Annotated in this window: 24 protein-coding genes; 7 read left to right on the forward strand and 17 right to left on the reverse strand. The window is 59.7% G+C overall.

The genetic code is table 11. The features are described 5' to 3' along the window. Positions 1-245: 245 nt before the first annotated feature. The 7 genes from FIU93_RS15870 to FIU93_RS15900 form a co-directional block, all read right to left on the reverse strand. The gene (locus tag FIU93_RS15870) at positions 246-1,172 is read right to left on the reverse strand and encodes a phosphatidate cytidylyltransferase (RefSeq protein ID WP_152506115.1); all 927 of its coding nucleotides are present in this window, start codon (positions 1,170-1,172) and stop codon (positions 246-248) included. Further along, the gene (locus FIU93_RS15875; protein ID WP_152506116.1) at positions 1,169-1,780 is read right to left on the reverse strand and encodes a CDP-alcohol phosphatidyltransferase family protein; all 612 of its coding nucleotides are present in this window, start codon (positions 1,778-1,780) and stop codon (positions 1,169-1,171) included. Before FIU93_RS15875 ends, FIU93_RS15870 begins: the two co-directional genes overlap by 4 nt. Positions 1,781-1,861: 81 nt before the next feature. Continuing rightward, complete coding sequence (locus tag FIU93_RS15880) at positions 1,862-2,572, reverse strand: alpha/beta fold hydrolase (protein ID WP_152506117.1); 711 nt, start codon at positions 2,570-2,572, stop codon at positions 1,862-1,864. Next, the gene (locus FIU93_RS15885) at positions 2,569-3,369 is read right to left on the reverse strand and encodes a CoA ester lyase (RefSeq protein WP_152506118.1); all 801 of its coding nucleotides are present in this window, start codon (positions 3,367-3,369) and stop codon (positions 2,569-2,571) included. The genes FIU93_RS15880 and FIU93_RS15885 overlap by 4 nt, the downstream gene beginning before the upstream one ends. After that, positions 3,363-4,199, reverse strand: a complete 837-nt coding sequence (locus FIU93_RS15890; protein WP_152506119.1) for a MaoC family dehydratase N-terminal domain-containing protein — start codon at positions 4,197-4,199, stop codon at positions 3,363-3,365. The genes FIU93_RS15885 and FIU93_RS15890 overlap by 7 nt, the downstream gene beginning before the upstream one ends. 2 nt (positions 4,200-4,201) lie before the next feature. Further along, positions 4,202-5,299, reverse strand: a complete 1,098-nt coding sequence (locus FIU93_RS15895; RefSeq protein ID WP_152506120.1) for a CaiB/BaiF CoA-transferase family protein — start codon at positions 5,297-5,299, stop codon at positions 4,202-4,204. Continuing rightward, the gene (locus FIU93_RS15900; RefSeq protein WP_152506121.1) at positions 5,299-6,459 is read right to left on the reverse strand and encodes an acyl-CoA dehydrogenase family protein; all 1,161 of its coding nucleotides are present in this window, start codon (positions 6,457-6,459) and stop codon (positions 5,299-5,301) included. Before FIU93_RS15900 ends, FIU93_RS15895 begins: the two co-directional genes overlap by 1 nt. A 113-nt stretch (positions 6,460-6,572) precedes the next feature. On the opposite strand from FIU93_RS15900, the gene FIU93_RS15905 reads away from it, so the two are divergent. Together FIU93_RS15905 and FIU93_RS15910 are read left to right on the forward strand one after the other, a co-directional pair. After that, entirely contained in the window at positions 6,573-7,520 is a 948-nt protein-coding gene (locus tag FIU93_RS15905) for a LysR family transcriptional regulator (RefSeq protein ID WP_023000740.1), read from the forward strand. A 113-nt stretch (positions 7,521-7,633) separates the two neighbouring features. Further along, positions 7,634-8,359, forward strand: coding sequence for a serine protease (locus FIU93_RS15910; protein WP_023000741.1), 726 nt, complete (start codon positions 7,634-7,636; stop codon positions 8,357-8,359). Positions 8,360-8,392: 33 nt separating this feature from the next. Here the strand turns inward: FIU93_RS15910 and FIU93_RS15915 are convergent, their stop codons facing one another. Then, on the reverse strand, positions 8,393-9,094 hold the full coding sequence (locus FIU93_RS15915; RefSeq protein WP_152506122.1) for a DUF1287 domain-containing protein: 702 nt from the start codon (positions 9,092-9,094) through the stop codon (positions 8,393-8,395). Positions 9,095-9,282: 188 nt separating this feature from the next. Between FIU93_RS15915 and FIU93_RS15920 the strand changes: the two genes are divergently transcribed. Beyond that, a complete protein-coding gene (locus tag FIU93_RS15920) occupies positions 9,283-10,818 on the forward strand; it encodes a sensor domain-containing diguanylate cyclase (RefSeq protein WP_152506123.1) in 1,536 nt (511 codons plus the stop codon). A 60-nt stretch (positions 10,819-10,878) separates the two neighbouring features. On the opposite strand, the gene FIU93_RS15925 is transcribed toward FIU93_RS15920, so the two are convergent. Then, positions 10,879-11,919, reverse strand: coding sequence for a PLP-dependent cysteine synthase family protein (locus FIU93_RS15925; RefSeq protein WP_152506124.1), 1,041 nt, complete (start codon positions 11,917-11,919; stop codon positions 10,879-10,881). Between the two features lie 36 nt (positions 11,920-11,955). Beyond that, a complete protein-coding gene (locus FIU93_RS15930; RefSeq protein ID WP_152506125.1) occupies positions 11,956-12,501 on the reverse strand; it encodes a LuxR C-terminal-related transcriptional regulator in 546 nt (181 codons plus the stop codon). A 365-nt stretch (positions 12,502-12,866) separates the two neighbouring features. Between FIU93_RS15930 and FIU93_RS15935 the strand changes: the two genes are divergently transcribed. After that, positions 12,867-14,396: an AMP-binding protein gene (locus FIU93_RS15935; RefSeq protein ID WP_152506126.1), complete on the forward strand. Its 1,530-nt coding sequence runs from the start codon at positions 12,867-12,869 to the stop codon at positions 14,394-14,396. Then, positions 14,393-15,196 carry an SDR family NAD(P)-dependent oxidoreductase gene (locus tag FIU93_RS15940; RefSeq protein ID WP_152506127.1) on the forward strand — a complete coding sequence of 268 codons (804 nt, stop codon included), beginning with the start codon at positions 14,393-14,395 and terminating at the stop codon, positions 15,194-15,196. The genes FIU93_RS15935 and FIU93_RS15940 overlap by 4 nt, the downstream gene beginning before the upstream one ends. 69 nt (positions 15,197-15,265) lie before the next feature. Here FIU93_RS15940 and FIU93_RS15945 read toward each other — a convergent pair whose 3' ends face one another. The 4 genes from FIU93_RS15945 to FIU93_RS15960 all read right to left on the reverse strand — a co-directional run bounded on the left by FIU93_RS15945 (position 15,266) and on the right by FIU93_RS15960 (position 19,039). After that, positions 15,266-15,745 (reverse strand): YHS domain-containing (seleno)protein, encoded by a 480-nt coding sequence (locus FIU93_RS15945; protein WP_055655209.1) that lies wholly within the window; start codon positions 15,743-15,745, stop codon positions 15,266-15,268. Positions 15,746-15,799: 54 nt separating this feature from the next. Further along, positions 15,800-16,657, reverse strand: a complete 858-nt coding sequence (locus tag FIU93_RS15950; protein ID WP_023000749.1) for a cysteine hydrolase — start codon at positions 16,655-16,657, stop codon at positions 15,800-15,802. Between the two features lie 204 nt (positions 16,658-16,861). Beyond that, positions 16,862-17,737: a HAMP domain-containing sensor histidine kinase gene (locus FIU93_RS15955; protein ID WP_152506128.1), complete on the reverse strand. Its 876-nt coding sequence runs from the start codon at positions 17,735-17,737 to the stop codon at positions 16,862-16,864. A 291-nt stretch (positions 17,738-18,028) separates the two neighbouring features. Beyond that, on the reverse strand, positions 18,029-19,039 hold the full coding sequence (locus FIU93_RS15960) for an AraC family transcriptional regulator (protein WP_152506129.1): 1,011 nt from the start codon (positions 19,037-19,039) through the stop codon (positions 18,029-18,031). Between the two features lie 359 nt (positions 19,040-19,398). Between FIU93_RS15960 and FIU93_RS15965 the strand changes: the two genes are divergently transcribed. Continuing rightward, complete coding sequence (locus FIU93_RS15965) at positions 19,399-19,941, forward strand: TetR family transcriptional regulator (RefSeq protein ID WP_209010140.1); 543 nt, start codon at positions 19,399-19,401, stop codon at positions 19,939-19,941. Positions 19,942-19,983: 42 nt separating this feature from the next. Here the strand turns inward: FIU93_RS15965 and FIU93_RS15970 are convergent, their stop codons facing one another. The 3 genes from FIU93_RS15970 to FIU93_RS15980 all read right to left on the reverse strand — a co-directional run bounded on the left by FIU93_RS15970 (position 19,984) and on the right by FIU93_RS15980 (position 22,572). Next, on the reverse strand, positions 19,984-20,469 hold the full coding sequence (locus FIU93_RS15970) for a hypothetical protein (RefSeq protein ID WP_208984206.1): 486 nt from the start codon (positions 20,467-20,469) through the stop codon (positions 19,984-19,986). A 302-nt stretch (positions 20,470-20,771) separates the two neighbouring features. Further along, complete coding sequence (locus FIU93_RS15975) at positions 20,772-22,073, reverse strand: hypothetical protein (RefSeq protein ID WP_152506131.1); 1,302 nt, start codon at positions 22,071-22,073, stop codon at positions 20,772-20,774. 16 nt (positions 22,074-22,089) lie between these two features. Continuing rightward, the gene (locus FIU93_RS15980; protein WP_152506132.1) at positions 22,090-22,572 is read right to left on the reverse strand and encodes a hypothetical protein; all 483 of its coding nucleotides are present in this window, start codon (positions 22,570-22,572) and stop codon (positions 22,090-22,092) included. A 130-nt stretch (positions 22,573-22,702) separates the two neighbouring features. Between FIU93_RS15980 and FIU93_RS15985 the strand changes: the two genes are divergently transcribed. Next, entirely contained in the window at positions 22,703-23,149 is a 447-nt protein-coding gene (locus FIU93_RS15985; protein ID WP_152506133.1) for a hypothetical protein, read from the forward strand. Positions 23,150-23,152 lie beyond the last annotated feature (3 nt).

Genomic DNA, 23,152 nt, shown 5'->3' on the forward strand with positions numbered 1-23,152 from the left:
GCTTGTTCCAGGGTCGTCCTCTCCTCGGTCACCCCGGACGCAGTGAAGCGGAGATCCGGGGCCGGGGAACCCAGGCGCAAGATCAGTGGCTGAACCTTTAAGCCTATTGAAAGGCCCCCCGATCCCGGCTCGCGCTGCGCTTGGCCGGGATGACGAGAGGAGAGGCGCGTGGGCTTGGAGAAGAGAGAAAGAGAAGCCTGCCGACTGCGTGCGCGGAGTGAAAGCGGTCATCCTGACATCCCCCTTCAGTAATAGAAATAGCGGGTGAAGTGGAAGAACAGCGGCGCGGTGTAGGTCAGGCTGTCGATCCGGTCGAGGATGCCACCATGACCGGGAATAAGACTGCCGGTGTCCTTGACCCCGAGATCCCGCTTCAGGGCCGAGACGGTGACATCACCAACGAACCCTGCGACCGGGATCAGCAGGCCGGCGGCAGCTGCGTGGATCATGTCAAAGGGCGTGACCAGCGGTGCCGTCAGAAGGGACAGAACAAAAGTGGTTGCAACGCCGCCAAGAAAACCTTCCCACGTCTTGTTGGGACTGACGCCCGGAATGATCTTGTGACGGCCAAACAGTTTGCCCCAGGTGTATTGGGCGACGTCGTTGAACTGGGTCAGGAACAGGAGGAACAGCAGCAGGCCTGGACCGCCGGTGCTGTTGGCCTCGGTCGCCGGCAGGATCAGGAGGAAAGCCGCGTGGCTGATGGAGAAGACGCATAGCATTAGCCCCCAGTTGAGGGTGCCGACAGCGCGCAGGAAGCCCTCGGTCTGCTGGGTCAGCAGGCTGACGAAGGGCAGGAACAGGAACATGTAGACCGGGATGAACACCGCGAACATGCCATAGTAGCTGTCGTAGACCCAGAAGTACTGCACGGGGATCGACAGATACGCCCAGAACAGCACCCGCCTGTCAGCCCGGCGGGTGGGGATCATCGAGAAATACTCTTTCAGCGCCAAGAAGCTGATGAGGGCGAATACAATGATCGAGACCGTGTTGCTGACCAGGAAGGAGACGGTGAAGATTGCCACCATCACCCACCAGCTGACGGTGCGCTGAACCAGTTCGCTCATATTCTTGGCGGAACGTTTCGAGATCACGAAGACGATGGCGCTGGCAGCGCACAGCACGGCCCAGATGCCGATCAGGGCCCAATGGATGGTCAGGAGGTTCATGCGGATTGTTTCTCCCTGATTGCCGCCCTGGCGCGGTTGAAGATGGTGACCGCGGACAGCGCCAGTCCGGCACCGAAAAGGATCTGATATAGGAGAGGTGCGGTCAGGCCAAAGGCCATCAGGAACCCGCAAAGACCGAACAGGGCTGCCCGGTCGCTCTTGCCGAAGGGGCCGTCATACCGGCGGCTTGCACCGATCTGGACTGCGATCACGCCGGTCATTTCGCCGATGATGGCAAGCATGACCAGTCCGACGACAATCGGCCCATCGACAAAAGGCAGGAGTGCGAAGGGCAGGTAGAGCGCGGCGTCTGACAGCACATCGCCCAGTTCGTTGAGCACCGCGCCAAGGTCGGATTTCTGGTCGTGTTCCCGCGCCAGCATGCCGTCAATGGCATTGAGGCCCATGCGGATGAACAGAACCAGCGGCAGCAGGATCAAGGGCAGGAAAGCGCCGGGAAAGATCCAGAGCAGCAGGCCTTCGCCAATCGACAGGCCAAGCGCGGCCAGGGTTACCTGATTGGCCGTCACCCCGTTTGCGGCAAGCGATCTGCACACCGGGCGAAGCAGGTCCTGAAAACGGGACTTCAGCTGGTAAATCGTTGGCATTCAAAAACTTTCCCGACTAATTTTCGGGAAAGATATAGGTATCGAGCACCCGGTGCACGCTAGAATTTCAAATGCCTGCTGTCACTTCCTGACAGGGTCGCGCTGGAGCAGGCGTTTCAGGTGATCAGTAACATTTTCCGGCTCTTCCAGCGGTGTCAGGTGGCCACTGTGTTCCAGGACGACAAGGTCCGCTGACGGGATCAGGCTGGCCATGGACCGATGAAGCTCCGGCGGCGTCAACTGATCATGATCGCCACACAGCACCAGTGTCGGGCAGGTAATGCCGGTGAGCGACGCGCGGCTGTCGGGGCGAGCAATGCGGGTCTGGCGAATGAAGACGTCTGGACCAAGGCGCTGCGTCATGGCACGAACCCGATTGATCATGTCGGAATTGTTCCGGTTTTCCGGGGCAAGATAGGACTGGGCGAGTTTTCTGCCGAAGCCGTGGAAACGGCCCGGTTTCGACGCCTGAGCAATCAATTGTTCGCGCTCTGCGGCGCGTTCCGGCGTGTCAGGCAGCATGGTGGTGTCGAGGAGGGCGAGATGGGTCACGCGTTCCGGGGCGCGGCGCAGGATTTCCTGAGCGACGATACCGCCGAGCGAAAACCCGGCGAGCGCAAAGCGGTCCTCGCTGGTGGCCAGAACCATTTCCGCCAGAGCCCCCAGCGAACTACCGCGTGTTATGTCGGCAACCCGGGGGCGAGCAATGTCAGCGAGACCGGTGATCTGATCCCGCCAGAGATCCGCATCGTTCAGGAGCCCCGGGATCAGGACGATCTGCGGCAGGCTCATGCATCGGCCTCCTGCGCGGAGGCGAGGATTGTCCGGGCACGGATGCGGACCGGCTCGTCGACCATTGCGCCATCGACATTGGCTGCGCCATCACCCGAGGCGAGAACACGCCTGGCCCACTCGATTTCGTTTAGGCTCGGGGCGAAGGCGCGTTTGATCTCGGGAAGCTGTCTTGGGTGAATGCAGAGTTTGCCGGCCATACCGAGATCCCGTGCATGGGAGGCGTCTTCAAATGTCTGCGCAGGGTTGTCGAGCTGTGCTGTGACGCCGTCGATCGGGGCCGCGATACCGGCAAGCCGGGACGCCAGAACCAGTTCGGAGCGAACGGGCAAGAGCACCTCCTTCAAATGCGCGCAGCCAAGATCGGCACAATAGTCGATGGACCCGAAAGCCAGTCGAACCACCCCATCGGTGCTTGCAATGCTCCTGGCATTGGCAAGCCCCCTGGCACTTTCAATGAGCGCGATAACCGGGACCGAGCCCCCAAGGGCAGCGTGGAGTGATGCAATCTCTTCGGAAGCTTCCGCCTTCGGCAGCATGACGGCATCCGGTGCAAGCTTGCGAAGAGCAGCGACATCCTCTGGGTGCCACGAAGTCCCAACGGCGTTGATGCGCACGATGACAGGTTTTTCGGTGAAGCCGGTTGTCAGATTGATGCGGGCAGCCTCTTTGTCCGATGCGGGGACCGCGTCTTCCAGATCCAGGATGATCGCGTCGGCTTCGGTTGCGGCTGCCTTGGGGAACCGGTCGGGCCTATTTGCCGGCACGAACAGAGGTGTCCTGACTGCCGTTACCATGCCGCCGTCGCCTCCATGGCAACCGGGCCGCCAAGCTGCGCAGTCCAGAGCTTCATGGTTTCTCCCTCCGTTTGCGCGTTCACCGTGAAGTCCGCCGTGTCGAATATGGTCGACAGACTTCGAAACCGGAAGGATTTCGGTGCTCTTTCCTTGAGATCCGCCGCGAATTGGCAAAGCAGTGTTGCCTGCAAGGGACCGTGAACAATGAGCCCTGGATAGCCTTCCACGTCGCGGACATAGTCCTTGTCGTAGTGGATGCGGTGCCCATTGAAGGTCATGGCCGAATAGCGGAAGAGGTAGGCGGCCGATGGCGTGATCTGCATGACGTCGTCTCCAGCCGTCGCAGGCGCCGGGGGCGTCTTCATGCCCGTTACGTTCTGCGCCTCCCGGTAGACGATGTCCTGACGCTCGTTCAAGACAGGTCGGCCGTCAGAAGTGACTTCATGATTGACCGTGACGAAACAGAGTGGCCCGGTTCGGCCCTGTTTCAGGACCACATCCCTGACGGTTGACACCCGCCGGACTTCTTCGCCAATCCGGATGTCTCCCTGGAAGGTAAACTCGCCGCCTGCCCACATGCGTCGGGGCAGGGGCACGGGCGGCAGGAAGCCGCCACGGGCTGCATGACCGTCCGGCCCCAGACCGGCTGTCTGAACGGCCGGCTGAGCAAGGCAGAAATGGATCAGCAGCGGCGCGACATCACCTGGAGCTTCACCTGATGTCCGGTCAAAGGTCGCGTTGAACCGGCGAACCAGTGTGGGACTCAAGACCTCCGAGGCGCTGTCTTCGCGCCCTATCCAGCCGCGCAGGTGGTCGATGTCGAGGTCCATGATCACGCCTCCAGGGGCTTGAGGGCCGGGATAGGGCCGTAGCTGCGCGGTTCGCCCGAAAAGATGGCTGCAGGGGCGGGGAAGGCGACCGGGCCATTCGGGCTGTCGACGGTGATACGCCTCAGGTGCGGATGGGTCGACAGGCCTTCCATATCGTTGACCGAGGCCAATGCGATATTAGCCTCCGTCAGCAACCTGATGGCCGTTTCGGCATCAAATTTCGCAAAGGCTTCGCCAACAGCGGCATCCGTTTCCCTGCGATTGTTCACCCGCGCGACGTTTGTTGCGAACCTTGGATCGGCGCCGAGTTCGGGTTTTCCGATGAAGTCGCTGCAAAGGGTCCTCCATTCCCGGTCGCTTTGAATGGCGATCAGAATTGCCGGACCTTCCTTTGGCTGGAAGACGCCATAGGGCGCAATCGAAGGATGGGCGAGGCCGACCCGCTGGGGGCTTTTGCCGCCTTCATGGTTGAGAAGGGGGACGGTCAGCCAGTCGGCCAGAACATCGAACATGGAAACCGAGATCTGCGCGCCCTTGCCGGTGACCCCGCGCTGGATCAGGGCTTCCAGAATGGCGGTATAGGCCGTTGCCCCGGTGGCGATGTCGACAAGGGAAATGCCGACACGCGCGGGTTCGTTCGGTCCGCCGGTGATCGAACAAAGACCGGTTTCAGCCTGGATCAGCAAATCATAGGCCTTGCGGTCGGCCATCGGCCCGGTTTCGCCGAAACCGCTGATGGAGCAGGTAATGAGGCGCGGATAATCCACCACCAACCTGTCCGGATCAAAACCAAGGCGGGCCAGGGCGCCAGGCTTGAGGTTCTGGATCAGGACATCGGCGTTTGCGATCAGCTGCGCCAGCTTTTCCTTGCCCGTGTCGGAACCAAGATCCAGCGTGATGCTGTCCTTGCCCCGGTTCAGCCAGACAAAGTAACTCGACTGGCCCTTGGCAACGTCGTCATACCCCCGGGCAAAATCACCTTCGGGCCGTTCGACCTTGGTGACTGTCGCTCCGGCATCCGCAAGCCGGGACGTGGCGTAGGGGGCGGCCACCGCCTGTTCGATGGCGACGACGTTCAATCCTTCCAGCGGCAACACCATCAGAACGACCTCGGCAGGCCAAGCACATGCTCGGCAACATAAGAAAGGATGAGGTTGGTGGAGATTGGTGCTACCTGGTAGAGCCGCGTCTCGCGGAACTTGCGCTCGACGTCATATTCGCAGGCAAAACCGAAGCCGCCATGGAACTGGATGCAGGCATTTGCCGCTTCCCAGCTTGCCTTTGCGGCCAGGTATTTGGCCATGTTTGCCTCCGCGCCGCAGGGAGCGCCGGCATCAAACAGGCTACAGGCCTTGTAGCGCATCAGGTTGGCCGCCTCGATCTCGATATAGGCTTCGGCTATCGGAAACTGGACGCCCTGGTTCTGGCCTATGGGACGGCCGAAGACTTCCCGTTCGCGCACATAGTCAGTCACCTTGTCGGTGAACCAGTAGCCGTCGCCGATACATTCGGCGGCAATCAGAGTGCGTTCGGCGTTGAGACCGGTAAGGATATATTTGAAGCCTTTTCCTTCCTCGCCGATGAGATTTTCTTCCGGGATTTCCAGATTGTCGAAGAAGAGTTCGTTGGTCTTGTGGTTGACCATGTTCAGGATCGGGCGAACCTCCATGCCCGATTTCATGGCTTGCCTGATATCGACCAGGAAGATCGAAAGGCCTTCCGATTTCTTCTGCACGTCGGCAAGTGGCGTTGTTCGCGCCAGGAGGATCATCAGGTCGGAATGCTGCACACGGCTGATCCAGACCTTCTGGCCGTTGACGACGTAGCGGTCGCCCTTCTTCACGGCGGTGGTCTTGATCCTGGTGGTGTCCGTGCCCGTGGTCGGCTCGGTCACGCCCATGGACTGCAACCGCAATTCGCCGCTTGCGATCTTGGGCAGATATTTCAGCCGCTGTTCTTCCGAGCCATGCCGCACGAGCGTGTTCATGTTGTACATCTGGCCGTGACAAGCGCCGGAATTGCCGCCTGCACGGTTGATTTCTTCCATTATGACCGAAGCTTCGGTGAGCCCGAGGCCCGATCCGCCGTAGTCCTCCGGGATAAGTGCGGCCATCCAGCCTTCGCGTGTCAGGGCGTCGACAAATTCTTCCTGATAGGCGCGAGCCTCATCGATCTTGCGGTGGTATTCGGCGGGAAATTGGGCACATAGCGCGCGGATGCCGTCGCGAATGTCCTGATAGCTGTCGGTTTGGCTTGTCATGTGGGCTTTTCGTCTGGCGTGTTTGTTGACCGCAGTTAAGCCGCTGAACTGTTATTGAACAAATATATGTTTTGGATGGATATCATATAAATTTTATATGCTAACTTGTTGCCATGGACATCCGCCAACTCCGCTATTTTCTGGAAATCGTTGCGCAGGGTTCGCTTACGCGGGCTGCCGAAAGCCTGCATGTGGCGCAGCCGGCCCTCTCGCTGCACCTGAAGAACATGGAGGAGCAGCTTGGCACCAGGCTGCTGACGCGCAGTCGCTCCGGTGTCACGCCCACGGAGGCGGGAGAGCTGCTGCTGCAAAGGGCGCGGGCAATTCTCGAGGATCTGGCGCGCACGGAAGACGATATCCGCAATCTGGAAACCGATCCGTCCGGCATCGTGCGGATCGGCCTGCCGGGCACGATCAGCGCTATGGTGTCTCTGCCGTTGATCCTGGCGGCGCGTGAGCGCTTTCCGCGGATCACGCTCAATATTACCGAGGCCATGAGCGGTTTTGTTGGCGATTGGCTGAGCGAAGGCAAGATCGATCTTGCCGTGCTTTACAGCCGTTCCAAGGATGCACGTATCCGGTCTGAATTATTGCTTGAAGAAGAGCTTGTGGTTCTGTGGCCCGCCGATGCCGAACGTCCGCTGGAAATGAACATGGAGGCACTCGACAACGTGCCAATGGTGCTGCCGAGCGGAGCGCACGGCTTACGGGTGCTGATTGACCGGACGTTCCAGGCGTTGGGCTTTGCACCTGAAATCGCGATGGAAATCGACTCCTTCAACAACATCAAGCGCCTGGTGGCGGCCGGGTTTGGCCCGTCGATCCTGCCGCTTTATGCGGTGACGGAGGAAGTGGCAGCAGGTTCCCTTCGTGTCAGCCGCATTGCCGCGCCGGGGCTCTGGCGCGGGGCTCATCTGATGTCGCCGGGTGGACGACCCGTGACGCGGGCGCTGGAAGCGGTGCACGCTTTGCTGCGCGAGGTTATTCTGGATTTGCGCGACAAGGGGGCCTGGGCCGCTTCCCGGCCACCGCAGGTTTCCGGCACCGAGACTGTCTCCTGAGCGGAACAAAACCCGGAGCTCTGTCGTTTTCCCGATACTGCCCTATGCTGGCTGAGCAAGCAGCCTGTCCATGTGTGCAAGGCTTCCCGCTATTTCTGGAGAACCGATTGACGATGATCGACGCTGTCCTGCTGACCTCGCCCCGTATTTCCACCTTTGATGACCAGACCTATCTCACGAACGCCAGCAGCTTTTTCTTTGCGCGTGATGAGCGCCTGTTTCTCGTTACCAGCCGGCATGTCATGGTGGATGAGGCAAGCGGGCATCATCCCTCCCGCATCGAAATCGAACTCCACAACGACCCTGAAAACCTGGCCGACTCCATCGCTTTTTCGATCCCGCTTTTCCGGGATGGCAAAAGCCTCTGGCGGCAGGGAGAGGATACCGCAGGCGATATCGACGTTGCCGTGATCGAGATTGACCGGGCGGCGCTACCTGAAAATATCGTCTATCGGGCTTTCGGGCCGGAACACCTGAGTGACCCGCAAGAGCATGTCGAGATCGGATCATCCATTCTGGTTGTCGGTTTTCCGCTCGGGTTTCATGACACGCTCCATCACATGCCAGTGGTCCGCCACGCGGTCGTGGCTTCCTCCTTCGGCTTTCGGTTTCAGGGCATGGGTTATTTCCTGACCGATGCCCGCACGCATCGCGGCACAAGTGGGGCTCCGGTGGTCATGCGCAATACGGCAGACACCGCAAGCGAACTGCCGTGGAAACTGCTTGGCGTTCACTCCGCCCGCCTCGATGTCGGAACGCGCGATCTCGTGCTGGATGAGGCGCTAGGCCTCAACTGCGCCTGGTATGCGGACATTCTGATGACGCTTACGGAGGGGTGACCCCCGTCAAAGGCAAACTTCAGCCCTGTAGCGTCAGGCGGGTCTGAACCTGTAGTGGCCGGTGATTTCGAAATCGAACAGCCGGTCTTCCAGCTGCGTTCCAGCACCAATGTTGTGGACCACCATTGGTCGTTCGCTGTCTGCGGAGGCACGGTGACTGACAATCGCCATGTGCGGCAGGTTTCCAGGCAGCATCTGGGAAACGACGTCGCCGGGCTGATAGTCTTTGGCGTTTGCAGTGACCGGAAGAGCTGCGCCTTTTCGTCTGAAGAAGGTCTGCAGGTTTGGCACCCGCCGGTGGTCGATGTTCCTGTCCGGTCGTTTGAGACCCCAGATCTTTGGATAGGACGAAAAGTCCGACTTCATGTCCGCATTGACGGCCGACTGAAGATCGTAGCCGAAGGCGTCGCGGTAGGCTCTGACGACCACATCGGTGCATACACCGCGTTCGCGCGGCAGGTCGCCATTGGGAAACGGGAGCGAGACATAGGCCGGATCGTAGACCACCGTAACGCCGATCTGGCTTTCTGCCGCCTCAATCAGCTGTCCCGCCCACGGATTGGGCAAAGCAAAACTGTTTGACGTTGCTTCAGTGGGCGGCGTGGACGGTCCGGCAAGTGCCTTGCTGACGAACTGCAACCCGGTTTGCAGCCGATAAGCGGGGAGGGTGTGTGCCGCGTAGGCGCCTCCTGCTGCCAGAAGTCCGGTTCCGAACAGGAATGTACGCCGCTTCATGTGAGAGCTCCCATAAATCTGAAGCCGGAATACTGGCGGAGTGGGACCGGAATGGGGCGAGGCGACATTTGACCGATTTTCCCGTTGGGTAAACCAAAACGCGTGTCGTTGCGGAAGTCGGTCAATTGCACGTTTTTTGTTCTCGAAAATTTAATCCGATGAGTCTTTACTGCAGCAAAAGGCGGTAAATGTTGACGAAATTTGTGGAAATACTGCTGAAAATGGCAATGATTGTCTTTTTGTCCTGGCTGGCTACGCCTGCCCAGGCCGAGCAGGCATCCCTGTCCTATGATCAGTTCTTTCTGCGTCACAGCGCAACCATGATGCTGATCGATCCGGATACCGGAAGCATTCTTGATGCCAACAATGCTGCGGCAGACTTCTACGGGTTCGACCGGGATACGCTGCGCCGCATGTCCATTCAGAACATCAATCAGCTGACGGCCGAGCAGGTTGAAGCCGAACGTCAACTTGCCAAGGATGAACACCGAAATTTCTTCATCTTCCGCCATAAGCTGGCAGATGGCTCCGTTCGAAGCGTGGAAGTTCATTCAACTCCGGTGGACTACGACGGCAGGAAGGCTTTGCTTTCCGTGGTGCACGATATTTCCGACGACCGGCAGCGGGAACAAGAACTGTGGCACTACAAGAACCGCCTGGAGGAAATGGTCGACAGCAAGAGCGCGGAACTTTCCTCTGCCTATAACGCCCGGAACCAGTGGATGCTGGGCCTGGTCGGCACGCTTGGTCTGTCGCTTGTCGTCGTCAGTTTTCTGCTGCTTGAAAGACACACCGCGCACAAGCGGTTGCGATCCTCGGAGCAGCGTTTGCGAGAGATCATCTTCGGCACCAACGTCGGGACCTGGGAATGCAACGTTCAGACCGGGGAGGTGGTCTACAACGAACGCTGGGCTGAAATTCTCGGCTATTCGCTAGCCGAGTTGCAGCCGCTCAGCCGACAGACCTGGTACCGGCTGACCCATCCGGACGATGTGGAAAAATCTGAGCAGAAGCTGGCAGAGGTGTTTTCCGGAGCAAGGGAAGCCTACGACAACGAAATTCGCATGCGCCACAAGGAGGGCAGGTGGGTCTGGGTTCTCGACAGGGGACGTGTGGTCGAATGGACGAAAGACGGCGAGCCTTTGCGCATGTCCGGCACCCATTCGGACATTACCCGTCTGAAGAAGACGGAAGAAGCTGTCAGGCGGCTAGCGATGACCGATCATCTGACAGGCCTTTCGAACCGGGCACATTTCAGCCAGAGCCTTGCCGAAAACGTTGCCATAGCAGACCGGGATAACCGCAAGTTTGCGCTGATGATGCTGGACCTTGATACCTTCAAGCCGGTCAACGACAGCCACGGGCATCCGGTGGGTGACGCGCTGCTCCAGGCCGTTGCGTCCACCATCAAGCGCTGCACGCGCGAAGGGGATGTCGTGACCCGGATTGGCGGGGATGAGTTTGCCGTGATCATCGGTGACTATGCGGAAGAGAAGGATGTTCTGGCCTGTGCCACCCGCATTTACCGGGAGGTCTCGCGGCCGATGGAAATCAAGGGCAAGGATATCAACATCAGCATCAGCATCGGGGTGTCGTTCTATCCCGATGATGCAGATGATGCCAAATCGTTGATCACCCACGCGGATCAGGCCATGTATGAAGCCAAGAAGAGCGGGTCGAACGTCCTGACGTATGAAGCCTACAGGATGCGGGTGGCGAGCTAGCTGCGGTGAAAGTGAACGACATTCCTAGGGCCTGCCTTCTCGCTCAGCCCTGCTCCTAGTCTAGACCCAGCGTGCCAGTTCCTCTTCGTAGGGTGAGATATCGCCGAACTTCGCCGTGACCCAGTCCGGATTGTAGTAGGTATCGAGATAGCGCTGACCGCTGTCGCACATCAGCGTGACGATCGAGCCTGTCTCGCCTTTCTCGATCATCCGGCCGGCGATTTGCAGCGCGCCCCACAGATTTGTGCCGGTGGAAGCGCCCGCCTTGCGGCCGATCAGTTTCTCCAGCCACAGGATCGTTGCAATGCTTGCGGCATCAGGCACCTTGATCATGTCGTCGATGACGTCCGGCAGAAACGAGTGTTCCACCTTTGGCCGGCCAATGCCTTCTATCCGGCTTGAACAGTTTTCGGTGAGAGCGTGGTTCCCGGTACGGTAGGCATCATAGAACACCGAGTTTTCCGGATCGACCACGGTCAGGCCGGTGTCGTAGCCCCGGTAGCGGATAAACCGGCCAAGCGTTGCGGACGTGCCACCCGTGCCGGCGCTCATCACCAGCATCTTCGGCACAGGATGTGGCTCGAATTCCATCTGGTTGAAGATGCTTTCGGCAATGTTGTTGTTCCCGCGCCAGTCGGTTGCCCGCTCCGCATAGGTGAACTGGTCCATGAAATGCCCGCCGAGTTGTTCGGCAAGGTCCACCGCCGCGCCGTGCATCTCGGGCGCTGATCCGACGAAATGCGGTTCACCGCCGTAGAGCCGTATTTGCTCGATCTTGCTGTGGGCGGTGCTTTGCGGCACCACGGCAATGAATGGAACGCCGATCATTTGCGCAAAGTAGGCTTCCGAAACGGCCGTGCTGCCCGACGAGGCTTCGATCACCGGTGTGCCTTCGCGGATCCTGCCGTTGCACAGCGCATAAAGAAACAGCGACCGGGCGAGACGGTGCTTCAGGCTGCCGGTCGGGTGGGTGCTTTCATCCTTCAGATAGATATCGACATCGGCGCAACTGAGGCCATGCAGCTTGAACAAATGCGTGTCGGCGGACCGATGCGCATCCGCGTTAATCCTGGCAACAGCATCCCGCACCCATTTGTCCATCGCAGTTCTCCCGGCAGTTGTTGCCCAAGAGTGGCGCTAAAGCGGAACGCCCGCAATATGGGCGATGAGTTCCAGGCTGTTGCGGGCGCTGAATTTCTTCATCAGCCGGGCCCGGTGGACCTCGACCGTGCGCGGTGACAGCCCGAGCAGGCGGGCGATTTCCTTGGTTGTATTTCCTTCGGCCAGCAGTTTGGCCACCTGGCGTTCACGCAGGCTCATTTCAGCCAGTGGCCGGTCTTCGGAAATGTCGGCAAAGCTCCAGACCGCCCGTGCGAACGGGGCGTCAAGGTTGAGAGACTGGCCACGCACGCGGCACCAGAACAGATCTCCGGATTTGCGGCGCATGATGCGTTCATCCCGGTAGCGACCACTGCCTTTCATCCGTTCCAGCCCGATCTTGCCGATGCGGAGAAACTCTTCCGAAGAGGGATAAAGGACAGACAGCGAGGTCCCGGAAAGTTCCTCTGGTTCAAAGCCGAACATCTCGGCAAGACGGGCATTGCAGCGTCGGATCTGCCGCTCTTCCGTCAAGGCCAGGCCGACGGGCGCATTGTCGAAAGCAAGCGCTGCGAAGTCGTCCATGGGCTCCCCGTTACGTGTTTTGACGGAATTTTCGCTCTAAGGGTCTGAAGAGTATCAGATAGCTGTCCCGCACGGCCGTTTTTCTGGAAACCACATCTGGTCCGGAAGAACCAGCGAGCCGAAGGGACGAGGGAGGTGCCGGGAGGAGACTGGCTGGGGTGTGTCCGGAGGAGGGCATGCCCAGTCGGTCATTCTTGTCCTGAGGAGCGAGCCTTGCTCGCATCTCGAACGATGGGCTGCTTGTCCGCAATATGCCGCCCGTCCTCCGAGACAGCGCTCGGCGCTTCCTCAGGATGAGAAAAGCGGGATGGCGGACCAACGCGGTCGCACTGCACCAAACGGCGTATCGGGGGGAGAAAAACAGGATGAATCCGGCAGAATGGTTATACCGGAGCGCGGCGAGAAACCCGCAGAGCCCGGCGCTGCTGCAGGGGACCGAGCGCAAGGCAAACTATCTGGAGTTTGCTCGTAGTGCCGGGGCCATAAGCGCTGCGCTTGCCGGCTACGGCATCGGCAAGGGAGACAGGGTCGCACTGTTTGCCGCAAATTCCACGCGCTATCTGGAAGCGCTTTACGGCATCTGGTGGTGTGGCGGCGCAGCCGTGCCGATAAACGCCAAGCTGCACGAAAAGGAAGCCGCCTGGATGGTGGAAAATTCCGGTGCAGAATTTGTGTTCGCCGACAAAAAGACCGCCGAGCTGGTGGCGCCATATCTGCCGGAGGGTGTGGGTCTTGTCTCGCTCGACAGCCCTGAATTCGGCGCCCTATGCCAGGCAGCGCCGCACACCACGCCGGAACCTCTGGATCCTGCAGATCTTGCCTGGCTTTTCTATACCTCCGGCACCACCGGCAGGCCCAAGGGCGTGATGCTGACTTGCGGCAATCTTGCTTCGATGGCGCTGAGCTACTTTGTCGATGTCGATGACGTCAAGCCGCAGGATGCAATCCTCTATGCCGCGCCGATGAGCCATGGTGCCGGGCTCTACAATTTCATGCACGTGATGAAAGGGTCGCGTCACGTCGTGCCGGTCAGCGGCGGGTTTGATGCCGCCGAAATCCTTCAGATCGCGCCTGTGATCGGCTCCATCTCCATGTTTGCCGCGCCCACCATGGTCCGCCGCCTGGTGGATGTCGCCAAGGCTTCGGGGGGCACTGGCCGGGGGCTGCGGACCATCGTCTATGCCGGCGGGCCTATGTACGAGGCGGACATTCTGGAAGCGGTTGAAGTGATGGGCGCACGGTTCGTGCAGATCTACGGTCAGGGCGAATGCCCGATGGGCATCACCGCACTGCCGCGCGCCGAAGTTTGTGACCGCAGCCATCCACGTTGGCGCGAGAGGCTGAATTCCGTCGGCACGGCCCAGTCCGTCGTGCGGGTTGCGATCGTCGACGGTGATGGCCGGGAGCTGCCCCACGGCGAAGTCGGGGAAATTGCCGTGCGCGGAGATACGGTGATGAAGGGCTACTGGCGAAACGAGGAAGCAACAGCCCAGACCATCCGTGATGGCTGGCTGTGGACCGGAGACGTTGGTCGCATGGATGAGGACGGCTACGTCACGCTGCAGGATCGGTCCAAGGACGTCATCATTTCCGGTGGCTCCAATATCTACCCGCGCGAAGTCGAAGAGGTGCTGCTGACACACCCGGCTGTGCACGAGGTGGCAGTCGTTGGCCGGCAGGACCAGGAGTGGGGTGAGATCGTTGTCGCCTTTGTTGCCTGTCACCCGGGCCAGAGCGTGAGTGAGGCTGAGCTCGACAAGCTCTGTCTGGACCGGATCGCCCGGTTCAAGCGGCCGAAACACTATCATTTCCCGGCTGCCCTGCCGAAAAACAACTACGGCAAGATCCTGAAAACGTACCTGAGACAACAGCTCGAAGCGGAGGAAACGGCATGACAGATCTCACCGGAAAAACAGCTCTCGTCACAGGGTCCGTTCAGGGGATCGGCCTGGCGATTGCCAAGGCACTGGCGGGGGCAGGGGCACGCGTTGCCGTCCACGGTCTGGCGAACCCGGAAGAGGCGCAAGCGGCTGTGGCAGAGATCAAGGCTGCCGGGGCACCGGACGCCCGGTTCTTTTCTGCGGACATGCGCGACGTGGCGGCTGTCGAGACGATGATGGCGGACGTTGCCGCCTGGGGCGGCCCGGATATCCTGGTCAACAATGCAGGTATCCAGAAGACAGTCAGCTTTGCCGAGGCGGATGCTGCCACATGGGATGCCATCATCGGCGTCAATCTGTCAGGCGTCTACCATACGATGCGTCTTGCCCTGCCGGCGATGGCCGAACGCGGCTTTGGCCGTGTCATCAACATTGCCTCGGTGCACGGGCTGGTCGCCTCGGTCAACAAGGCGCCTTACGTGGCTTCGAAATTCGGTGTCGTCGGGATGAGCAAGGTGGCCGCGCTGGAATATGCGGCAAGCGGTTCCAGAGCCTCGGGTGGGGTGACGGTCAATTGTATCGCGCCCGGCTGGACGGAAACCGCAATCATCGAGCCGCAGGTGGCAGCCCGCGCCGCCCTTCATGGCGGCGATCGCGACAAGGGCGTTGCAGATCTTCTGGCGGAAAAACAGCCTTCAAACCGCACGTCCGACCCGTCTGAAATCGGTGCGCTGGCGCTTTGGCTGTGCAGCCCGGTGGCGCACAACGTGACGGGCGTGACCATCCCCGTCGACGGTGGCTGGACAGCTCAATAAGGCTGTCGACCACTAAAACGGCAGACGAGCCCCCGGTCGGGGCTCGTCTCTGTTTGGCTTCATGGGTGATCAGAGATCGCCAATGGCTGTCTCGCGGATCTCCGGCCACTTGGCGTAAGCACCGGCGAGAACCTCGTCCTTCTGCTCCAGGTATTTGTCGAAGATGACGGCGTTGACGAAGAGATAGAGCTTGCCGTCGACGATATCGGCAAAGCGGACGTCGCCATCGAGTTTCTTGCCGACATAGATGCCGAAGGCGCAGAAGCCGCCGAACTGCGGCAGGAAGCTTTCCGGAGCAGCGTCGAACTGCTCCTTGGTTTCGGCCGTGGCGAAATAATAGTCGACACCATCATGGCTTGAGGTGTGGACCGCATCGCCAAGGCCCGGGGTCGCGCCTGCGAACATGGAAACAGGGTCGATGCCGTGCATGCCGAGCGGATTGCCGTTGAGGGTGAGGCCGTTGGCAACGTTGTATTCGTCCGCAGCAAGGGCGGCGGTGGACAGAACAAGGGCTGCGGCCAGGGCCGGAAGGGCGAATTTGAGTTTCATCGGTTTGATCCAGTCTTGGGTTGGGGTAGTCGGTTTTGAGGAGAGTGCTGGTGGTCAGGCGGAACGGGCGATGCGTTCGACTGCGTCGTCGGTCCACCAGACGCCGTTGGCGACCATGCGGAAATTGATGATGGCGGCGAGGTAGCCGTCGCCCTCGGGCACCTTGGCGCCTGCGGTCGCATCGCGAACCACGGCCACTTCGAAGCCGAGTTCCAGAAGCTCGTAGAGATGGGCCTGCGTGCACAGGTTTGCGGACATGCCGGCCAGGATCACCTTGTCGATCCCGCGCTTGCGCAGCTGCAGGTTCAGATCGTTCTGCGCCGGGCTGTAGACCTTGTGCGGTGAGCAGATGACGGTTTCGCCGTCCTCGATGTATTTCTTGTACTGCGGCATCCAGTCGGCGCCGGACCCTTCGAAATTCTCCAGGGAGAGCGGGCCCGGGCGATCGAACATGCCGATGGAATGCATGGTCTTTTCCAAGGTGCCTTCGAACTGCCACTTGTGGTCGTGCGGATAATAGTAGTGGGGCGAGATGAACACCGGCATCGCGGCAGCCTTGGCCGCCTTGAACAGGCGTTCGATGTTGTCGACGGTGCCTTGCTCGGTGACGCTTTCGCCAACGACACCCCAGGTGACGCCGTCTTCGGACAGGAAGTCGATCTGCGGATCGGTGACGACAAGCGCGGTGCGGCCGGCTTCGATTTCCATGTCGATCTGTGGCAGGCCCGGTTTTTCCGGATCGGCATAGAGCGCGCGGGCTTCTTCTGTTGCAGCGGTGGCGGAACCGGTGGCCATGGCGACGGCACCCACGGTTGCCGCACCGGCTGCCCCGGCAAGCAGGCGGCGGCGGGCGTGATCAACCGTTTCCGGTGTTACGCAGCAGGCGCAGGTCTTGTCATGTTCGTTGTCCATATGAAGTCTCCATTGCTTGTGTTGGACAGGGTTGCGATGGGCAGCGCATCAACTTGAAACGCTGTCAGGTTCGCGGCCGATCACCGGGTGCCTGAAGGCACGGCTCTCCTGTTCCCGGTGCCGGGTTGGCGTCGGGTTTGGCCACGTTCCATGGGGGCGGCACCGGCATGCCGGTGCCAGAAAGCTGAGGTCAGAAAACTGAGGTCAGATAGTTGCGTGGTCCGGTGCCTTGCTGGCACGCTCTGGAACCTTCCGGCGGACTGAAGCCGGTTTCGCATCATTTGCGGGTAAGGTCGGCAGGCGCACGGTCAGAACCGCGCCTCTATTGCTGCTTCCGCCTCCGTTCTGAGCCGCAATCTTGCCGCCATGGCGTTCGGCGATCAGCCGGGCGATCCAGAGGCCAAGTCCCGAGGACGGCCCAGGCCGGGCGGCCTTTGCGGAAAGCTGGGTGAAGGGACGGAAGGCCCGGGCAAGATCGGCAGCGGTGAAGCCCTGACCCTGGTCGCTGATACGTACGGAGACATTACCGTCATCTTCCCGGGAGATAGCGCAAAGAACGGTGCCGTCGTCCGGGCTGTGGCGCACCGCATTGCCGATGAGATTGTCGAAGGCCTCGAACAAAAGCTCCGCATCGCCGCAGATCAGACAGGGGGATAGGGACGCAATTTCCAGACTGACCGCATGGCGGCGAGCCAGCGGTTGGTTGACGGCGACCGCCAGCGCCAGAACCTCGGCCAGATCAACTGGCAGCATTACACAGGAGAGCGGATCCCGTCCCTCCTTGCCGCGCTTGACCAGGGCGCTGAGACTGCCGGTCAGGTGCTGGAGGATACGGTCGGCCTTTGCGGCGTTATCCGCAATGGCGGGCTGACCTTCCCAGGTTGCGCATTGGGCAATGTGCTCGATCAACAGCGAGAGGTTGGCAAGGGGACCGCGCAGGTCGTGGGCGACGATGGAAAGCGTCCGGCCATAGGCGTTGCTGTCGGTCAGGTTGTCCAAATGCGGCAGTGCTGCCGGAAAAGTCGAAGGTGCATGGTTATGCCTGGCCGGACTGCGGGCCGTGATCTGTTCGATAATCATGTGGCGCTCCTTGTCTCAAAAGCCCTGGAGCGCTGCGGGAAAGTGCCCGGTGATGACCGCTCCGTCGTTCGATGACCTTTGAATACGCGAGGAGTGCCTTCTTGGTATCGGCCGGGCCTGCCACTGTTTTGGCCCTATCTGCCAAGCCAGTTCTGACCCGCCAGAAGGCAGCAAAACAGGTTGAGCCCGGCCATGTTTGGCCGGGCTCTTCCGGGATTTGAGAATGTTTCGGGTTTTGCCAGATCTGGCCGCGATCGTTGCCGCAAGCCAGTGCGTCGGGCGGGGGTGTTCTCAGACGGTTGCGCTGTGTTGCCGGAATTGCGCCGGTGGCTGGCCGACCCAGCGCTTGAACGCACGGGTGAAGGTGCTCTGTTCGGAAAAGCCTGTGAGGAAGGCAATTTCGGCAATGGAACAGCTGCTGCCTGCCAGCAGCTCCCGGGCCAGCTTCGTCTGTGCCTCGCGCAGCATGTCGCGGTAGGTCAGCCCTTCCTCCGCCAGGCGGCGATAGAGGGTGCGCTCGCTCATGCCGAGATCACGCGCGACGGCTGCCGCGGAAGGTACGCCGCTGCTGAGTGTTTTCGTCAGGCGGTTCAGAAGATCGCGCGTCAACGCGCTGCCGGCAGGCAGGGCGTCGATTTCCGTCTCCAGATGATCGGTCAGGAAAGTGCAGACGCCTTGATCTCCAAGCCGGTTCGGCAGGTCCAGCATCGGCTGGGTCATTATAATTGCGTCTTGCGCTTCACCGAAGCGGACCGGACAGCCGAAAAACGCCGCGTAGCGCTCTGCATCGCCCCGGCAGGGATGGCGAAAGGTGATGGCCTCAATTTTCAGGCGCGGACCGACTTGAGACGCCAGATTATGAGCAAAACCTGCAAGGGCGCATTCGTTGCGAAGATGCAGGATCGGTTGAGGGGAGGTCTGCCCTGCAATGGAGAAGACGGCAAGTGGCCCGTCTTCCTCCAGGCAATATACCGCGGTGTCGGTCACCAGCCGGAAGTAGCGCTCGATCAATTGCAGTGTGGTGCGAAGAGTGGGCGCGGTTTTGATGGCAAGACCCAGAACGCCGAGATCATCCGGTTTGATATTCTGCGCATAGGCAAATACCAGACCTGTTTCATCCGGATACCAGCTGCGTATCCAGTCGAGCAGCTCGAAGTGGGCTGTGTCCGGTATGCGGCCGTCCTCGGTGCGCACCTCATGGCGCACGGTTCCATCTGCTGCGACCAGCTTGCCGTCGCTGGTCATGGTCAGTCCTGCGGTAGCGGCCATGGTGTGCGCAAAGGCGGCAATGACACTCGCCATCGTCAGACCCCTCTTGCTGCACGGTGCGCCAGGACAGGGGCTTGGCCTTGCGCCAGTTCAGAGCACGCACCGGATACAGACCAGCTGGCAAGAGCCACGTAGTTCCAGTGAGACCGTTTCCCGGAACAAATGCTGGTGTCTGCAAGAATGTGAACCGCGATCTGACTTCCGGACATGACTACCGCCTCCCTGATCGAAAACGTGACGTTGAGGAAATTTATACAGACAGGTCTGTCTATATGTCAATAAGCCGTGATAACCTCGTGTGAGGATGGACGAGAAGGGGGCAAACAGGATAGTAAAGTAGACAAACCTGTCTGTATATGGAGATGATGGTGCAATCACGCCGAGACGAGCTCGTGGATACAGCGCTCAGGCTGTTCTACACCCGCGGGTTCAATGCGACCGGAATAGACAAGATCCTCGCCGAGGCGGGGGTGGCCAAGATGACGCTCTACAAGCACTTCCGCTCGAAGGAGGAGCTTATTCTGGCCGCGCTCAACCGCCGGGACGAGCAGTTCCGCAACTGGCTGATGGGCGAAATGGAAAAAGCCTCGCCGCGGCCGCGAGAGCGGCTTCTGGCAATGTTCGACGCGCTGGAGGACTGGTTCAACGGCCGTGCCTTCAAGGGGCTCGGCTTCAACGGCTGCGCCTTCATCAACGCGGCGAGCGAATTCGGCGACCATCAGCACCCGATCCACCGCACGGCGGCCGAGCACAAACAGCGGATCGTCGATTACCTTGAGCCCCTGTGTCGTCAGGCCGGCGCTGAAGATCCGGCAGCCCTTGCCGAACAGCTTGCCGTTTTGAAGGAAGGCGCCATCGCCACCGCACAGGTGCGCGGCATGCCGGCCGCCTCCAGAACCGCAAGGGCCATCGCCGAAACGCTGATCCCAGCCTGAGGAAGCGTTTGGCGGGACAGACCGGTCGAGTTTCTGGCGGTATCAGATGCGGAAAGCGATGCCGGTCTGCTGTTCGGCCAGCTTGCCGAAATGCAGTTTCAACAGCTTGTGGTCATCCTCGGTCGACGTCTGGAAACTGCGCCGCTCGGTGTCCTTGACGATCAGGAAGGCAGCGGCCCAGATGCCGATCAGAAAACCGGTGTCGTCGCGCAGCTCCAGCCGGTGGCCGATCAGGTCACTGCCATCCAGCCCGACCGCATCCTTGCTGCCACAAACCTCCAGGCAAATCAGGCCGTTCTCGTAGAACCGCCAGGAGATCTTGTGCAGGACACAGTCCTTGATTGTCTGGTCCGACGTCCAGACGAACTCCTTCCAGGTGACCGGTTCCTTTTCCGGGCCGATTTCACCGGTGTTGTGGATGTCGGACGCCATCTGCCGGTGCGTGGAAAAATCCAGTGTTGCGGAAGGTCGGGACAGCGGAATCCAGGCCGTGCCCGTTTCCCCCGTCACGGCCTTCTGTAACGCCACAAACCGCTCCCTGGCCTCATCACTGACACCAAGTTTCCCCAAAAGGGGTTTTGCAAAAACCGAAGCAAGCTGAATCACGACCGCCTCCCGTGGTGGGCGTTACCGGATCATCCCGTCTAGAGGATGGAGGGTAGGGTACAGGGGCGGCAAGGGTATGACGAGAAAAGCGAGCCGATTGACTGGAAGGGGCCCGGAACTGGCAACTTTGAACGTGGTGAAAGCCGATATTGCCGCCCCGGCACAACGTTGGCCTGACCTGAGCTGTGGTCCCCTTGCCCCGCACGCAGCAAAGGCAAGATGTTCTAGTCGTTTCTCAAAGCGCCGACACGATCCACGATATCTGCGCATTCGGCACGGCTCTGAGGTCCGCAGGTGGCGTTCAGCCGCGCGATCACGTTGGCAACTGCCGACGGAAAGGCGATGTTTGTGTCCTCCACGATGTATTCAAACAGCTCTTTGTACTGCCTTGCGTTGTTCACGCTGTAGAAAAAGGCGCGGGGCAGATAGGTTCGCAATTCGTCCTGTAGTTCCTTGTTGTCCTTGAATTGGTCAGGCAACTGGACAGGGTCCAGCGGAAAGTCCTGGGGTTGCTCGCCTTCCTGAATGTCGAAATAGAGAAAGGCGTTCTTGACGTAGCGCGGCAGTGGTTGACCGGCGATCGGGTTGCGTTTGCGGCAGGTAACGGTCTGCGCCAACCCGCCAAATTTGTAGAAGTCCGGATTTGTCCATTCGGAATCGCGATAGGCAAAGACAGTGAAGTCAAGCGCCACGGGACCATCATCGGACTCGGTACCGACACCGAGCTCGGAATTCAGCCGTCCGACGTAGTGTGTGCCTTCCGGGTTCAACTCGACCTTGCCGACATCAAACAGCTCCAGCGCTTTCAACGACCAGTTCAGGCTGTTGACGTCCCAGGTCAGAGGCAGAGTATCGTATTGATCTTTCGGTACCTTGATCAGCGGTTGAACCGGCCGTGTCAGCCCGCAACCGGTTGAAATCTCTGAAGCATATCCGTCGTGAACCTTCAGGCGCGGGTGCACTCGGTCCTTGACGCGTGTGGAATATCCCCGCGCTTCATTCTGATCGAAAGCGTCCAGAGTGTGTATGATCCGCAGTTCCGATTGCGGGTTGTACAGAACCAGCCTTTCATCGTCTTCTTCTTCAATCTTGAAGGAATAGCCAATGCCGACTTCAGCCTCCAAGGTACAGGCAAGATCCCGGCATCCCGTATAGGATTGATGCGTGACCACATCTGTCGTGTCGCGGTTTCCAAAGTCGTTTGCCGATATGTCGCGGGCCAGAACCGCTACGGGGATCCCGTAGTGTGTCGTACCCTCAAGGTACTCTGATCGTCCCGGTACTGTGCTTCTTTCCAGATTGAACATGATCGTCATTCCGGGCAGGAAAGTCGCAAGTCTGTTTGCCTCCTTTTCTGCGCCCGAATAACTCTTGCTGCCTCTGAGCTCGTTGTCGCCAATTTTGGACAGCGCGAACGTGCCGCCAACGACCCAGCGTGCTCCTTCGGGAATATCGCTGGTCGGGTCCTGAGCACATGCGACAGAAATTGAGCAGATAAAAAGCAAGCTGTGAAACATACATTTCATGATCAGGCATCCTTTCTTATCTGAAGTTCTGCGCCATCTCGTGCAGCGATGCTCCAAAGGTGGCTGCGAAGCCGTCTATGTTCTGCTGGGTCACTTGCGACGGTGTTGAGTACATCAGTTCTGCCTGGTCTTGCAGCTCGACCAATTTCGGGAACCCGGAAGTCGGGTAGATTGCCTTGAGTTCCAGGAAAATCGTATTCAACTCCGTCAGGAAGGTCGCGATATCGCTTTTGCAGGAATTCGTCGAAAGGGTGCTAACGCTTCGCGTACAATCAAGGGTCAGAAAAGCGTCTGAAAACCGCGTGGTCAGCTTGGATAAATGGCTGTTCCTGAAGGTGTTCAGCGCATCGCGTTTCGACGCGACTTCGATTTGGTTGTCGACCCTGGCGATCAGGAATTGCGCGAAAAACACGATCACAAGGCCGGAGAGCACCGCTCTGAAGGTGATCTCCACCAGGCTTTGATTGAGCGACTCTTTCTTTCCCGACCAGAACGACACGCCTTACCTCACCAGTTCGAGAAAGCCTTGAACGTGCCGAACCTTTGAAACGGACAAGGCTCCAGACAAGCTGTTCTAACAGCGCTGATATCTCGGGTTGCAGGCTTCAACCGGAACCGTAGATATGGTCGTGAAGGCGATCGTCGCGGTAAAGAGTACTGCAAAAAACGTGTGCATATTCCACGTCATCTCGAACTCCATATTTAAAAACGATATAAATCTTATATCTACAACTTATTCGATAACTTCCGTTACGTCAATATTTGATGATTTGTCAGGCAAAGCAGCCAACCTGGACGGTCAGCAAGACGGCGGCCCGGATGGCAATCAGGAATCTGGTGTCGTCGCGCAGCTTCAGCTGGTGGCCGAACGGCTAGCTGTCGTTCAACCCCTCCGCCTGCCTGCTGCCGCAGGCCGCCTGACAACCGGTTCCCAGGCCAGACAGACCGTTGGTGTTCTTCGCAGCGAAAGACTGCTTTGCCTATTTTCGCCACGTGCTGCGATGCGCATGAACGGCAGTTGCCTGGAACAGCAGAGACGGCGATGCAAACCTGGTGGCCCAGCTCGTAAGGGATAGGGA

This window comes from Labrenzia sp. THAF35, from assembly GCF_009363595.1.
Taxonomy (GTDB): domain Bacteria; phylum Pseudomonadota; class Alphaproteobacteria; order Rhizobiales; family Stappiaceae; genus Roseibium; species Roseibium algicola.